The organism is Candidatus Thiodiazotropha sp. LNASS1, from assembly GCF_964212655.1.
Taxonomy (GTDB): Bacteria; Pseudomonadota; Gammaproteobacteria; order Chromatiales; family Chromatiaceae; genus Thiodiazotropha.
Genome location: NZ_OZ156465.1, coordinates 279,782 through 292,772 on the forward strand (window position 1 = coordinate 279,782; position 12,991 = coordinate 292,772).

Annotated in this window: 17 protein-coding genes; 7 read left to right on the top strand and 10 right to left on the bottom strand. The window is 51.9% G+C overall.

The window, feature by feature from the left end; all coding sequences use genetic code 11:
- The 5 genes from AB8516_RS01080 to nudB all read left to right on the top strand — a co-directional run bounded on the left by AB8516_RS01080 (position 1) and on the right by nudB (position 4,073).
- On the top strand, positions 1 to 618 hold the full coding sequence (locus AB8516_RS01080) for a PilZ domain-containing protein (RefSeq protein ID WP_369157234.1): 618 nt from the start codon (positions 1 to 3) through the stop codon (positions 616 to 618).
- Between the two features lie 247 nt (positions 619 to 865).
- Positions 866 to 1,153, top strand: coding sequence for an FmdB family zinc ribbon protein (locus tag AB8516_RS01085; RefSeq protein WP_369157236.1), 288 nt, complete (start codon positions 866 to 868; stop codon positions 1,151 to 1,153).
- Between the two features lie 19 nt (positions 1,154 to 1,172).
- Entirely contained in the window at positions 1,173 to 1,799 is a 627-nt protein-coding gene (locus tag AB8516_RS01090; RefSeq protein ID WP_369157238.1) for a DUF502 domain-containing protein, read from the top strand.
- Positions 1,800 to 1,858: 59 nt separating this feature from the next.
- On the top strand, positions 1,859 to 3,646 hold the full coding sequence (gene aspS, locus AB8516_RS01095; RefSeq protein WP_369157240.1) for an aspartate--tRNA ligase: 1,788 nt from the start codon (positions 1,859 to 1,861) through the stop codon (positions 3,644 to 3,646).
- Complete coding sequence (gene nudB, locus AB8516_RS01100) at positions 3,630 to 4,073, top strand: dihydroneopterin triphosphate diphosphatase (RefSeq protein WP_369157242.1); 444 nt, start codon at positions 3,630 to 3,632, stop codon at positions 4,071 to 4,073. Before aspS ends, nudB begins: the two co-directional genes overlap by 17 nt.
- Before the next feature lie 60 nt (positions 4,074 to 4,133).
- Here nudB and AB8516_RS01105 read toward each other — a convergent pair whose 3' ends face one another.
- Entirely contained in the window at positions 4,134 to 4,466 is a 333-nt protein-coding gene (locus AB8516_RS01105; RefSeq protein ID WP_369157244.1) for a cytochrome c, read from the bottom strand.
- A 43-nt stretch (positions 4,467 to 4,509) separates the two neighbouring features.
- Complete coding sequence (locus tag AB8516_RS01110) at positions 4,510 to 4,881, bottom strand: hypothetical protein (protein ID WP_108290636.1); 372 nt, start codon at positions 4,879 to 4,881, stop codon at positions 4,510 to 4,512.
- Between the two features lie 38 nt (positions 4,882 to 4,919).
- Here AB8516_RS01110 and AB8516_RS01115 point away from each other — a divergent pair, with 38 nt between their 5' ends.
- Positions 4,920 to 5,378 carry a hypothetical protein gene (locus tag AB8516_RS01115; RefSeq protein WP_369157247.1) on the top strand — a complete coding sequence of 153 codons (459 nt, stop codon included), beginning with the start codon at positions 4,920 to 4,922 and terminating at the stop codon, positions 5,376 to 5,378.
- Between the two features lie 38 nt (positions 5,379 to 5,416).
- On the opposite strand, the gene AB8516_RS01120 is transcribed toward AB8516_RS01115, so the two are convergent.
- The 6 genes from AB8516_RS01120 to AB8516_RS01145 all read right to left on the bottom strand — a co-directional run bounded on the left by AB8516_RS01120 (position 5,417) and on the right by AB8516_RS01145 (position 10,214).
- Complete coding sequence (locus tag AB8516_RS01120) at positions 5,417 to 5,743, bottom strand: cytochrome c (protein ID WP_369157249.1); 327 nt, start codon at positions 5,741 to 5,743, stop codon at positions 5,417 to 5,419.
- A gap of 64 nt (positions 5,744 to 5,807) precedes the next feature.
- Positions 5,808 to 6,557, bottom strand: a complete 750-nt coding sequence (locus tag AB8516_RS01125; RefSeq protein WP_369157251.1) for a class I SAM-dependent methyltransferase — start codon at positions 6,555 to 6,557, stop codon at positions 5,808 to 5,810.
- Positions 6,558 to 6,669: 112 nt separating this feature from the next.
- Entirely contained in the window at positions 6,670 to 7,479 is an 810-nt protein-coding gene (locus tag AB8516_RS01130) for a hypothetical protein (RefSeq protein ID WP_369157253.1), read from the bottom strand.
- Between the two features lie 49 nt (positions 7,480 to 7,528).
- Entirely contained in the window at positions 7,529 to 8,785 is a 1,257-nt protein-coding gene (gene dsrP, locus AB8516_RS01135; protein ID WP_369157255.1) for a sulfate reduction electron transfer complex DsrMKJOP subunit DsrP, read from the bottom strand.
- A gap of 11 nt (positions 8,786 to 8,796) precedes the next feature.
- Positions 8,797 to 9,825: a 4Fe-4S dicluster domain-containing protein gene (locus tag AB8516_RS01140; protein WP_369157257.1), complete on the bottom strand. Its 1,029-nt coding sequence runs from the start codon at positions 9,823 to 9,825 to the stop codon at positions 8,797 to 8,799.
- Positions 9,826 to 9,878: 53 nt separating this feature from the next.
- Positions 9,879 to 10,214: a hypothetical protein gene (locus tag AB8516_RS01145; RefSeq protein WP_369157259.1), complete on the bottom strand. Its 336-nt coding sequence runs from the start codon at positions 10,212 to 10,214 to the stop codon at positions 9,879 to 9,881.
- A gap of 562 nt (positions 10,215 to 10,776) precedes the next feature.
- Between AB8516_RS01145 and AB8516_RS01150 the strand changes: the two genes are divergently transcribed.
- Positions 10,777 to 11,184, top strand: coding sequence for a secondary thiamine-phosphate synthase enzyme YjbQ (locus tag AB8516_RS01150; protein WP_369157261.1), 408 nt, complete (start codon positions 10,777 to 10,779; stop codon positions 11,182 to 11,184).
- Between the two features lie 154 nt (positions 11,185 to 11,338).
- Here AB8516_RS01150 and AB8516_RS01155 read toward each other — a convergent pair whose 3' ends face one another.
- Together AB8516_RS01155 and trxB are read right to left on the bottom strand one after the other, a co-directional pair.
- Entirely contained in the window at positions 11,339 to 11,971 is a 633-nt protein-coding gene (locus AB8516_RS01155) for a lipocalin family protein (RefSeq protein ID WP_369157263.1), read from the bottom strand.
- A gap of 15 nt (positions 11,972 to 11,986) precedes the next feature.
- Positions 11,987 to 12,952 carry a thioredoxin-disulfide reductase gene (gene trxB, locus AB8516_RS01160; RefSeq protein ID WP_108290618.1) on the bottom strand — a complete coding sequence of 322 codons (966 nt, stop codon included), beginning with the start codon at positions 12,950 to 12,952 and terminating at the stop codon, positions 11,987 to 11,989.
- Positions 12,953 to 12,991 lie beyond the last annotated feature (39 nt).

A 12,991-nucleotide genomic window follows, 5' to 3' on the forward strand; every position in this document is an offset into this window, starting at 1 on the left:
ATGACGAAGAATGAGAAGGCAATGACACAGGATGAACGCAGAGAGTTCTTCCGCATCGATGATTCGATACAGGTCAGCTATCGTGTGATCACCCTGAATGAGTTACCTGAAAGCATCGATGACAAAATGCAGGGGACAGACAGATTCACCGTAATGACCCGGCTACAGACCATCAGCCAGCACCTGTCCGCACCCCTGCACCGTATCGAGCAGCGGGATCCTGATATAGCCGACTATCTCAAGGCGTTGGATGACAAGATCAATTTACTGGGACAAAGTTTCCTCGCACAGGAAAATGAGTTGCTGAATCGACCCTCCCATTCGGTTAACCTGAGTGCCGGTGGCATTGCCATGGATATCACCGAGAAGTTGGAAGTGGGTGACCTGGTTGAGATAAAGCTGCTGCTGTTGCCCTCATTTACCGGTGTGGTGGCCTACGGCGAGGTGGTTGGCATCGAAGAGGCAATCGGTGGAGATGCGGCCTATCCCTTCCACACCAGGATAAATTTCACGCTCATCCGCAATAGTGATCAGGATGCCTTGATCCGCCACATCACAAGGCGCCAGGGTGAGATGCTGCGTCAACGTAGAGAACAGTTGGATCAGCAGAACGACTGATTCGCCGTTGCTGGCTGTGTATTGAGCATGACTTTGGGCGCTTTTCTGCCGCCCGTATCCACTCTCCGGCGTAAAACCGCAAAACAATCACTCGTGTGTGAGCTCGAGCAGAGACCGGTCCGACGGTATTGTCAGGTGGAATTTGGTCTTGAAATGTCGTTTATCACCCCCAATATGGTAGGATTCCCCGATTCAGCGGCGCTGATACCATCGATACCGCCGCAACCGAACGATTGAGGAACCTGTGATGCCCATCTATGAATATCGTTGTGAGGCTTGTGATCATCAGCTGGAAGTCATCCAGAAAATGAGTGACCAAGCGCTTTCCGAATGTCCGGAATGTAAGTGTGATAGCCTCAAGAAGGTTATCTCTGCAGCCGCTTTCCATCTCAAGGGAAGCGGTTGGTATGAAACCGATTTCAAGAACGGGAGTAAGAAAAACGTCCATGATGGCGAAGGCAGTGAGAAGAAAGCTGCCAAGAGTGAAACCAAGCCGGCGGCCAGTTGCAGTGGCGGTTCCTGCGGGTGCCATTAAGCACCCGGTGGATAGTTAAATGAGCTTCCTTCGCCGCTATCTGGTGGCCGGACTGTTGGTGTGGTTGCCCCTTGGGGCCACCTTTCTTGTCATCAATTTACTGGTCAGCTGGATGGACACCAGTCTATTACTGCTGCCTGAGGCCTATCGCCCCGATAATCTGTTAGGTTTCCATATTCCGGGACTGGGGGTTCTGCTCTCCCTGCTGATTCTGCTCCTTACCGGATTGGTGGCCGCCAATCTATTCGGGCGAAAAGTGGTAAGCATGTGGGAGGGGCTGCTGGCCCGGATTCCATTGGTCAGATCGGTCTACTCCGCTGTCAAACAGATGGTCGAGACCATGTTTGCCGACAAAGGCAAATCGTTTCGTAAAGTGGTTTTGGTCGAGTTTCCCCGGCGTGGGCTCTGGACTCTGGCTTTTTTGACCAGCGAAGAGGGTGGGGCGGTGCAGCAGGCGACCGGCCGGGATGTGGTCAACGTCTATGTACCCACCACGCCAAACCCGACAGGCGGCTATTTTGTGCTGGTACCGAAAGAAGATATACGGGAATTGGATATGAGTGTCGATGAGGGATTGAAGATGCTCCTCTCCATGGGTGCAGTCAATCCGGGTGATGGGCTTGCAGAGTCTGAGGTCAAGCCGTAACATTCCCGCCTTTTAGCCGGTTGCCGGATTAATATCGCGGATTCTCACAGGAATATTCCATGCGCAGTCACTATTGTGGACAGATCAACAGCTCTCATATCGACCAGGAAGTAGAACTTTGTGGTTGGGTACACCGAAGACGGGATCACGGTGGGGTCATATTTATCGATCTGCGGGATCGGGAAGGTCTTGTTCAGGTGGTCTACGATCCCGACCTGCCGGATGTTTTCAGTGTCGCCGAGCATGTGCGCAATGAATATGTGCTGCGCATCAAAGGACGTGTCAGGGCCAGGCCTGAAGGTACGGTCAATCCCGATCTGCCCACCGGCGAAATCGAGATCCTGGGGTTGGAGCTGGAAGTGCTGAATGGTGCCGAAACGCCGCCGTTCCAGCTCGATGAACATGAAAACGCCTCGGAAGAGATACGTCTGCGCTACCGTTACATCGATCTGCGTCGTCCCGAGATGCTGGAGAAGATCCGCACCAGGGCTCGGGTTACCCAGGTGTTGCGTCGCTTCCTGGATGATAGCGGATTTCTGGACATCGAAACACCGATGCTTACCAAAGCGACACCCGAAGGCGCACGTGATTATCTGGTCCCCAGCCGTACCCACCCCGGTTCCTTTTTTGCATTGCCTCAGTCACCGCAACTCTTCAAGCAGCTGCTGATGATGTCGGGAATGGATCGCTACTATCAGATCGTGCGCTGTTTTCGCGATGAGGATTTGCGTGCCGACCGGCAGCCGGAGTTTACCCAGCTCGATATAGAGACCTCTTTTCTAGATGAGGATGAAATCATCCAGCTCAATGAAGAGATGATTCGTCAACTCTATAAAGAGATACTGGATGTGGATCTGCCGAATCCCTTTCCGCGCATGAGTTATGACGAGTCGATGGAGCGCTATGGATCGGATCGTCCCGACCTTCGTGTGCCCCTTGAGTTGGTGGATCTGCGGGATCTGATGAAAGAGGTCGAATTCAAGGTCTTTTCCGGTCCTGCGAAGGATCCCAAGGGCCGTGTGGCGGCCTTGAAGGTGCCCGGGGGCAGTTCCCTTAGCCGTAAAAAGATCGATGAATACACCAAGTTCGTGGCGATCTACGGCGCCAAGGGGCTGGCCTATATCAAGGTCAATGAGATCGCCAAGGGTGTCGAGGGGTTGCAGTCGCCAATTCTCAAGTTCCTCCCGGATGAAGTCGCCCAAGCGATACTGCAACGTACCGCTGCCGAAGACGGTGACCTGATATTCTTTGGTGCCGACAAGCGTCATGTGGTGAACGAATCCTTGGGAGCCCTGCGGGTCAAGTTGGGGCATGACCTGGAACTGTTACAGGGTGAGTGGCAGCCACTCTGGGTGGTCGATTTCCCGATGTTCGAATGGGACGAGCAGCACGACCGCTGGACACCCTTGCACCACCCGTTTACCTCACCCAAGCTGGATCAGCTCGATGTGCTCGAGAGCAATCCCGGGGCCTGTAAATCTCGGGCCTACGACATGGTCATGAACGGTGTTGAGCTGGGTGGTGGTTCCATTCGTATCCACCAGCAGGAAGTACAGCAGAAGATCTTTGAGCTGTTGGAGATCAGCGAAGATGAGGCCGAAGAGAAGTTCGGCTTTCTGTTGACCGCCCTGCAATACGGCTGTCCACCCCACGGTGGTCTGGCCTTCGGTCTCGATCGTCTGGTCATGTTGCTGACCGACTCCGCCTCGATCAGGGAAGTGATGGCCTTCCCGAAGACCCAGACAGCGGCATGCCTGCTCACTGCCGCACCTTCGGAAGTGGGCGCCGATCAGTTGCGGGAACTCTCGATCCGGGTTAGAAAACCGGTTAGTGAAGAAAGCAAATAAACGCCCCGAATCGGTCCTGGTTGTGGTCTATACCACAGCGGGTGACATATTGATGCTGCGTCGAACCCGCCCCGGGGATTTCTGGCAGTCAGTGACCGGTAGCCTGGAGTGGGGAGAATCCGCCGCCCAGGCTGCGCGTCGGGAACTCTATGAGGAGACCGGGATTATGGCCGGCGGGGCCTTGTTCGATCTTGCCTGTCAGGAGATCTTTCCCATCCTTCCCGCCTGGCGCTCACGCTATGCGGCAAACACCCACACCAATACCGAGCACTGGTTTGCGGTGATGTTGCCTTTCAGGCGGCAACCCAGGCTTCACCAGCAGGAACATGCTGAATATCGCTGGGTCTCCTATGCACAAGCCCTTCGCTTGGCGTCATCATGGACCAATCGGAAAGCGATTCGACATCTTTTCGGCGAAATCGCTTAAGGCCTATCAACACTCTTCCCGCTGCCGGCTCTGGTATGCGGGGTGCAGTACCCCTCATGACTACTGTTTCGCAAGCCATGCTGCGATTGCGCGCATCTCCTTTTCGCTGACGGCTGTCATGATGCCCTTCATAATATTCGATTGGCTGTTGCTGCGGCTGCCGTTCTTCATGTCACGCAATTGATTGTAGAGGTAACCTTCATTCTGTCCAGCGATCTTCGGATAGTATGGGTCCACAGGTGAGCGGCCATCAACACCGTGGCATCCCGCACATGCCTTGGCGAGGTAGAGGTTGGCACTGTCTATGTCATTGGTTTCGGCATATGCGCTGGATATCGGAATAGTTGCAATGAGACCGCAAAGATATAACGCAGTATAACTCGATTTATTCATCTTTATGACCTCCCGGCCTGGAATATTGTATGAAGGTATTCGTTCATTCGAATTCAGTTTCATCATTCTGAAACATCCTTGCCACTTCAAAGCGCAAACGCTTCTCGATGCCGATCCCCTGCCAGCCGTCAACACTGTTCAATGCCGCCAACGCCAGTGGTAACCCTTCATTATTACGGATCAGCAGGGTTTCGGTGGAGCCGTCCGATATTTGACTGATGATTTGTCTTCCATAGATATCCTGGTAGTCGATCGTTCCTTCCGAGTCCCAAAGATCGCTTTGCTCATTGTCCAGGGTCACCACTGCGAGTGGTCGTCCATCCATTGACCTGATAAATTGATGGATCTCATCGATGGTGCGTTGTCTGGATTCCTCTATAGGATCTTCGCTAAACTTCAGTGAGTATTCGGACATAGGCTATCCTTGGTTATCACAGCAAATATATTATTGTCATGGCGCAACAAACACCCAAGGTTAAAAAAAGAGCGGGAAAGGTTATTCACAGTGCGGTTTCGCAGCATGCCCTTGAAAAGGCGAAAGAGATACGAACCCGTTACGGTGACGAAATCGATTATCGGACGGTGCTCAACATGCTCGAAGATAGAAAATCGGTTCGCTATCCTGTGAAGATCAGGTTTGTATCGGAAGGTATCGAACCCGGCATGTTCGCAAAAACAGAGCCTGTTTCTGATAATCCTGAGGATGGCTACACCATCTTGTTGCACAGTTATTACAAAAATCGACACGACGATATACCCGCGCTCATTCTCTATCAATTGGTGCTGGTTAACTATGGCGATCTTGCCACTGCAAACGATGCAGAAATATTCGGTGCCACCGTGCTTGGTATGGATCGCGATGCCTATTACAAACAGATCGCCTCTCTGGTTGATGCGGCCTGGGGTTGCTGACCACATCGATCTGCCCCCTTTGAATTCAGCAAACAAGGTTATTCGGGAAGCTTCGCGAGCCATTCTGCCAGTACAGACATCTCCTCATCACTGATCAGGTGCATTACATTTTTCATGGCCATTGAGTGGGCATTCGATCGCGATCCGTTTTTTATATCTTTCATCTGTGTCAAAAGATACTGTTGTGGTTGCCCGGCTAATTTAGGATATTCATCCATCACCGGCTCTTTGCCGTTTACGCCGTGGCATGCGATACAAGTACGTTCATGGTAGAGAGCAGGCGCATCCAATGCCTGTGCCGCAAAAGGCGTCAGGGCGATGGCGAGGATGCCGATGTAAGTGATCAATCTGTTATGAATTGTCATAATGTCATTACCCAAGAAGAAACTGCGCATGTGTCAGTGACCGATTGTGGATGAGACCCCTCCGCTAAAGCTTGCACGCTTTGTGTATCGCAACAGTACCGCCCAGCAGGGGTTTGCCGATAACGTCTGAAAAACCTAATTCAGAGAGCAGGCGAGAGAGCTCGTCCGTGGAGTAGAAAAGACGGATGGCATCAATAAAATAGTCACAGCAGTTTCTCGCTTCCGGTCCGACTCTGATGGCCCAGGAAATCGTTTTTAGACATCCCCGCAAATAGAGGCAATAAGCCTCTTCAATTATTTTGTTGGCTGGCCTCAGCATGTCGAAATGATAGAAGTGTCCCCCGGGTTTAAGCACCCGATTGATCTCTGAGAAAACATCGATGACACGCAAATGACGTGTTGCATATTGTAAAGTCACCACGTCGAAATGGTTGTCGGGAAATGGCAACCGATGCACATCGCAGATATGTCCTTTAATATCGAAACCCTGTTGTGCGGCACGATCGCTGCCGACTTTCTGCATGGCATCACTGCGATCGACTGCGTAGATATCAAGGTTCGGCTCTTTTTTCAGCAGGTCGATACCGATCACATTGGTTCCGGCGCACACATCGAGCACCCGTTGGCCAGGTGAAACGTCAATTGTGGCGATGAATCTGCGACGCAGACCATTCAGGGTTCCGAGACTGGCAAAGTCGTTGGCTTTGTCATAGACCGCTGCGACATCTGAAAACACCGCATCGATCTGGCTTTCCCAGATCGATTCGAATGCCTGTCGCCGGACATTTTCTCTGTTCTGGAAACTGGTTGTCACTGTTCTCTTCTCCGTTGATCAGCATTACTCTCGCTGTGAATGAACGAGCATAAGTTCTTACATCCCTTATCACGCCCTGTGCTGTATATGGATATTGGTGATGCAGTCATTTTTAATGAGGTTCTTCACTTTGGATTGGGCCATGGTGCATCCTTTCGTGATCCGCATTCGTCATCCCCTTTGGCAGGTTTGGCGCCGGTTCCGGCCGCAATTGAGCAAAGCCGGAATTTCTCCCTGCCTGTTCAACATCATGCGGGTTGTGACATTCAGTACAGACCCACCAGCGTTTTTTGCCGCCCTTGTCCCACATGCCGATTCGCTTACCGTGGATTCCGTCGCGCCAGGCACGATAGACCTGACCGTGACACTTGCCGCAGAGTTTTTGCGGCTGATTGAAGCTGATCGAATAGCCAAAATTGTCGATCAGCTTGGTGCGGTCGACCAAGTGGTGACAATCAAGACACCAGACGCCTCCTTTGCCATGCTTGAGGTTCATGGCGTCAGGAATAATGTCCAGATGCATCTTCAACGGGCGGGGATCCTTGTTGTACGGGATCGGAACATATTCACCGTTGTGGCAGGCCATACTGCATATCGTCAGCAGTTTGTTCCTGTCAATTTGCGGTTCACGGGGTTTCACCACAGCCTCTTCATGAAAGTAATCCGCTTCTATATCCATGTGACCCATAGGGATAGTGCCTTCGAAAGGGTCTCCCCACCACAACACGCCACCTGTAGCGGGGGAGCATTTCACATTCATCATCCCAGGTGCTGTTTCATGTGAAATGACCTGTGACATGCCGTCCCGGCTTTCGAAGCACTCGTTGCCATCCTGAGCCTCAGTGCCGATTGCGGACTTGATCGACATAACCGCCAGCAAGCAGAGACCCAAAATAAACAGATGGTTTCGATAGCTCGTCATCGTTTTTTCTCCAAATCGATATGGTCCGCACAATCCATGAGTCACAAGGTCAAGTTGTTGCTTCGGTCTGTTCGCCTGTAATAGGTTGCTCGCTTACCGGTGTTTGGTATCGGACTTCTCCCAGCATTACCGCGACCGCACCTTTAAGCATGAAGGTAAGCATGAAAAAACCGATTGCCCACACACCGCCGACAACCATGAGTTCAATATGGCTCGGTGTATATTCTGCGAACTCGCCAATGGGTGTCGGGATCACGCCTGGCAGCATCAAGCCCATACCTTTTTCGATCCAGATGCCGATAAAGGCAGCGAAACAGATGATGGGCAGGAGAGTCAGGTTTTTTCTGATCCTGGGTATCAGCAACAGCACGAATGAGCCCACCATCAGGGATAGTGCAGTCCAGAAATAGGGCACCAGGCTGTTCAGGCCATTGTGCCCAAACATCAGATATTGCAGACCCAGGGAGTGCTCGGTGGCGGGATAGAGTTCAGTGACTATCTCCGACATTGTCAGAAACAGTGCTATGCCGAGACACCAGACGACAATCTGGGAAAGGAGGTGGAAGGCCTCATCGGCAATCTTCATGGGTGTGAAACGGCGCACCAGAAGGAATACGATGATGATCAGCGAAGGGCCCGCGGCAAACGCCGTGGTGATGAACTTGATCGGCATCATCGAGTGGAACCACATCGGACGCGCCGGCATGGTGTTGATCAGGAATGCGGTAACCGTATGGATACTCAATGCCCAGACAATGGCGATATAGACGATCGGCAGATAGAAGGCCTTGTTGACCTCAGTGCCGGCATATTTTTTGTACAGGTAGTAGAAACCGCCGATGATATTGAGCAGCAGGTAACCGCTGAGCACGATAACATCCCATGTCAGCATGGCATGGGGCCAGTTGAAAATGCCAATCACCGGGAAGATATGCCACAGGCGGTCCGGTCTACCCATATGCGCAACGACGAAAAGCAGACACATCACCACCGCAGCAATGGCGAGCATTTCGCCAAGTATCACAATGCGGTGCAACTCTTTGTGTTTATAGACATAGGCCGGAAATACTACGGTTACCGCAGCTGCCGCCACACCGACCATGAACACGAAATTGGCCAGGTAGAAACCCCAGCTGACCTGATCGTTGAGGTTGGTGACGATCATGCCATTGGCGATCTGGACATACTCCCCGTATCCCCAGAGCATGATGAAAAAGGCCAGGAAAAGCATCCAGGACCAGAACAGGATGCCCCCGGTGAAGCCTGCCCGCAGGAAATCGACCACGAATTGAAAAAAGCGCATCATGAGATCTCCCCTTAATCCATGAAATAGAAAAACTTGGGATAGGTATTGAGGTCGGCCCGCAGGCGGAACACTTTCTTGTTTGCCAGGACTTTGCGGATTTCACTGTTCGGATCCAAAAGATTGCCGAACTTGCGGGCGCCGACAGGACATACCTCGACACAAGCGGTCCAGCGGCCTTTGCGGGTACGCTGGATACAGAAGCTGCATTTCTCGACAACACCTTTCATACGCGGGCGATTGCCAAGATAGTGGGTATTGGGATTCATCTCTTCCTTCGGCAGATTGGGTTCGCCCCAATTGAAGCGCCGGGCCCAATAGGGACAGGCGCCGATGCACATGCGACAGCCGATACACCAGTTGTAATCGATAACCACGATGCCGTCGGGATCACGATAGGTGGTACGTACCGGACAGACCTTGACACAGGGAGGTTTCTCACACTGCATGCATTGCATGGGAAAGTAGAAGGCGTCCTTTTCCGGCACCTGTTCCGGTTCATAATAGTGCTGGCCTTCCAGCACCACTCCCGCGGGTTTGTAGGCGTTGCCGCCGACCTGAACGCCGTATGCATCCGGGTAACCGTGTTGATCCCTGCCTGCCTCGGTAAAATTTCCCTTTTCCATGCGTAACACGCGAATCCACTCGATCTGCTGTTCGTCGCCACGGGATTGGTTGTTCTCCGCCACGCAGGCCTTGACACATCGACGGCAACCGATGCATTTCTGTATATTGAGCGCATATCCAAACAAAACACCCTCCATTGAGGGTGCATCGTCGACGATGACTTTTTTACCGTATTCCTCTGAATAACGGGTTTCGAGGCGATCGATAGCCTCCTTTTTTTCCTCATCTGTCATCAGCCGATAGTTTTTCTGGAAATGTTCCGCCCATGTGACATTCGCTTTCGCCGGTTTGGGATCGGACAGCAGCATCGCCGCGCCGGATAGTGATGCCACCGTGTAGTTGCCCGCACTGCGCAGAAAATCACGGCGGGTGGTGGGTTTGCTATCGTTTTCTTTGCTCTCTTCTTGTTTGGGCATGGTTGTCCTCAGATCGAGTGGCTATCGTATAGACTGGAACAATCTCTTGATGATCAGGATTCTTTGTTATAGGTATCGACGAGTGACTGCACCATTGTGTCCTTTTCCTCGTCGGTCATAACCACATATTCCCGTTGCAGGAGTTCATTTTCACCCTTAACGGCGTCTTGGTTATATTGCTGTCGCAAGTCGGGCTGAGGCATGGAATCAACGACAGTCTTGGCCAGTCCAGCGGTGCCGGCGACACTCACCGTGCTGATGGCTGCCTGCTTGAAAAAACGTCTGCGGGTAGTATCCGGCTCATCTGAACTGTCCAACCGGGTGTGCTGTTGATTATCAGTTACTCCGAACAGCCATTTTTGCAGCGGCATGATCCATCTTTTAAGCATCTGAATTACCTCTTGGCCTGTTTCAAGACTGTCAATACATTCCGCTATACCGATTAGCGGTAAAGTTTTGTCGTTAAAAAAAAAGCGGAATACTGCAGTCGCGTTAATTTTTTTACAGCGGTTTTATGCCGGACGTGCAAGCCGATCTCAACAGAAGCAGCAATCCCTGTGCCATTATGCGAGTTGATTCGATATCCTATTGTTTATTTTGATAAAAATATTATCGATAGTTATTCTCAATACGTGCCGGCTAATGGCTGAACCTGACAAAATGTCTGGTTGATTGATGCGCTTGTTGATAACCGTTTGTTATCAAAAGAAAAAAAATATGCCAATTTGGCGTACCGAAAAATGTGATGAGCGGGTGACTGTTGCTGCAAGAATACAGATCGACGCCAAGCCTTGTATGCTTAAACCACCTGAGCAGCTTGTAAACAGCCTCTATTCACGGAGAGCTGATTGCGCGGTAGAAATCGGGCATCGGGCTTTTATCTGACAAAATTGGTAGCAGGAACATTGGATGGGATATTTAATCTCAGCGAACAGCGGGTGAGAAACGGCTATGGGTGAGACGATTCATTTGCAGACCGACAAACGCGAGACTTTGGTCGATATCACAGACCAGGTTGAACGAGTGCTGGCACACAGCGGTATTGAACAGGGATTGGTGAATGTCTACGCGCAAGGGGCAACGGCGGCGATCATGATCCAGGAGAACTGGGACCAGAGTGTGCAGACCGATGTGGTCAACCTGCTGCGCAAGATGATCCCGCAGGGTGTCTGGCTGCACGACGCCCAGGACGGCAATGGGGACAGTCACCTCAAAGCGGGCCTGGTTGGGCCATCCGAGACCATCCCGATTATCGATGGCAAACTGGGTCTTTCACGCTGGCAGAATATCTTCTTCTGCGAGTTCGACGGTCCCAGGAGTGACCGTAAGGTTGTCTGTACAATCTTATCGGAATTATGAGTAACAGATGTTGACACAATTAGGATGCTGATTATCAGTTATACCTGAGGATGAATGATATTCATGTCAGCTTGGGAGTCCTGGTTAGTGACATCCGTGTAGCAATAGACTTAGGTGTTATAGAAGCGTTGCAAAATCATCTGTTTATCCGCAGTTATAGGGCACATACACATACAGTGTCAGGTATACATTGCTTTTGACCAGTCTGGAAGATGTCGGCTCGATCCTGAGTGACAAAAATGATTTCATCAGTATCAAAGCCTAATGATTTTGAACGATCGAGAAAACGTTCAATAGTCTCTTCATCCACCCGGGGTTTCCTTGCCAGTAGCCAAAGATAATCACGGTTGTATCCACTGACAAAGGCGTATTGGTAGTCACCCTTGTCCAGTTCGAAGATTACATATGAGCTATAGAAAGGACCGAAAAACGAGACCTGTAAATGGCCTTTTTGTTTGTCATCGACAAAGTATGCCTTGCCTTGCGCCTCTTTCCATCGTTTATTCTTGGTGGAGTATCCTCGGTTGATGACATCGATGCCGCCGTCTTTTCGTAATGCGTAGTTGGCGGTGACATTATTCAGGCCTTTTTCAAAGCGATGGTCCAGGCGTGCGATTTCATACCATGTGCCGAGATATCGGTCGATTTCAAATCCGCTGATGGGCTGGATGCCTCGAGGTAGCTGAGTACAGCTTGCCAGTACGAGACTTACAGCCAACAGATAAACAATACGCCTTGAGATATCTGATACCGCAACACAAAACCGTTTGCGTTGATCAGCGTTCATTTACGGACATTAATATTAAGAGGACTGTTCTTCCAAGGCATCAAGGAAGCGTTCCGCATCCAGTGCCGCCTGGCAACCGGTGCCGGCGGAGGTGATCGCCTGTCGGTAGACGTGATCCATCACATCGCCGGCGGCATAGATGCCTGGGATGGAGGTTTGCGTGGCGTTACCCTCCAGGCCCCCGGCAACGTGTAAATAGCCGTTGGTCATATCAAGCTGCCCCTCGAACAGCGATGTGTTGGGGCTGTGTCCGATGGCGATAAAAACGCCCTGCAGATCGATCTCCTTGGTCTCGCCGTCTTTGACATTCTTGATGCGCATGCCGGTGACCCCGCTCTGGTCCCCGAGTACTTCATCGAGCACATGATCCCATTCAATGGTGACATTGCCATCCGCTGCCTTGCTCTTCAGTTTATCAGCCAGTATCTTCTCGGAGCGGAACTGATCGCGCCGGTGCACCACAACCACTTCGGAGGCGATGTGCGACAGGTAGAGCGCCTCTTCCACGGCGGTATTGCCACCGCCGATGACGGCGACCCGCTGGTTTTTATAAAAGAATCCGTCACAGGTGGCACAGGCCGAGACACCGCGACCGCGAAATGCCTGCTCGGATTCCATTCCCAGGTACTTGGCGGAGGCCCCGGTGCAGATGATCAGGGCATCGCAGGTGTAGACCGCCTGGTCTCCGGTGAGGCGAAAGGGGCGTTCAGCCAATTCCGCCTTGTTGATATGGTCGAAGATGATCTCGGTGTCGAAGCGTTCCGCATGCAGACGCATCCGCTCCATCAGGTCCGGTCCCTGCACACCGGCGTTGTCGCCTGGCCAGTTGTCCACTTCGGTGGTGGTCATCAATTGACCGCCCTGTTCCATACCGGTCACGAGAACAGGATTCAGGTTGGCACGTGCGGCGTAGACCGCTGCGGTATAACCGGCGGGACCGGATCCCAGAATCAGCAGGCGACAATGCTTGGTTTCGCTCATGTATACTTACTCCAGCTCAGGCCTGCCCCGGCTTGTTGT

Coding starts and splice junctions, on each gene's coding strand:
- AB8516_RS01155 (WP_369157263.1), bottom strand. CDS start 11,971: ATGAACGCTGATCAACGCAAACGGTTTTGTGTTGCGGTATCAGATATC.
- AB8516_RS01145 (WP_369157259.1), bottom strand. CDS start 10,214: ATGCTTAAAAGATGGATCATGCCGCTGCAAAAATGGCTGTTCGGAGTA.
- AB8516_RS01085 (WP_369157236.1), top strand. CDS start 866: ATGCCCATCTATGAATATCGTTGTGAGGCTTGTGATCATCAGCTGGAA.
- AB8516_RS01150 (WP_369157261.1), top strand. CDS start 10,777: ATGGGTGAGACGATTCATTTGCAGACCGACAAACGCGAGACTTTGGTC.
- AB8516_RS01105 (WP_369157244.1), bottom strand. CDS start 4,466: ATGAATAAATCGAGTTATACTGCGTTATATCTTTGCGGTCTCATTGCA.
- AB8516_RS01115 (WP_369157247.1), top strand. CDS start 4,920: ATGGCGCAACAAACACCCAAGGTTAAAAAAAGAGCGGGAAAGGTTATT.
- AB8516_RS01130 (WP_369157253.1), bottom strand. CDS start 7,479: ATGACGAGCTATCGAAACCATCTGTTTATTTTGGGTCTCTGCTTGCTG.
- AB8516_RS01090 (WP_369157238.1), top strand. CDS start 1,173: ATGAGCTTCCTTCGCCGCTATCTGGTGGCCGGACTGTTGGTGTGGTTG.
- AB8516_RS01120 (WP_369157249.1), bottom strand. CDS start 5,743: ATGACAATTCATAACAGATTGATCACTTACATCGGCATCCTCGCCATC.
- dsrP (WP_369157255.1), bottom strand. CDS start 8,785: ATGATGCGCTTTTTTCAATTCGTGGTCGATTTCCTGCGGGCAGGCTTC.
- trxB (WP_108290618.1), bottom strand. CDS start 12,952: ATGAGCGAAACCAAGCATTGTCGCCTGCTGATTCTGGGATCCGGTCCC.
- AB8516_RS01080 (WP_369157234.1), top strand. CDS start 1: ATGACGAAGAATGAGAAGGCAATGACACAGGATGAACGCAGAGAGTTC.
- AB8516_RS01110 (WP_108290636.1), bottom strand. CDS start 4,881: ATGTCCGAATACTCACTGAAGTTTAGCGAAGATCCTATAGAGGAATCC.
- aspS (WP_369157240.1), top strand. CDS start 1,859: ATGCGCAGTCACTATTGTGGACAGATCAACAGCTCTCATATCGACCAG.
- AB8516_RS01140 (WP_369157257.1), bottom strand. CDS start 9,825: ATGCCCAAACAAGAAGAGAGCAAAGAAAACGATAGCAAACCCACCACC.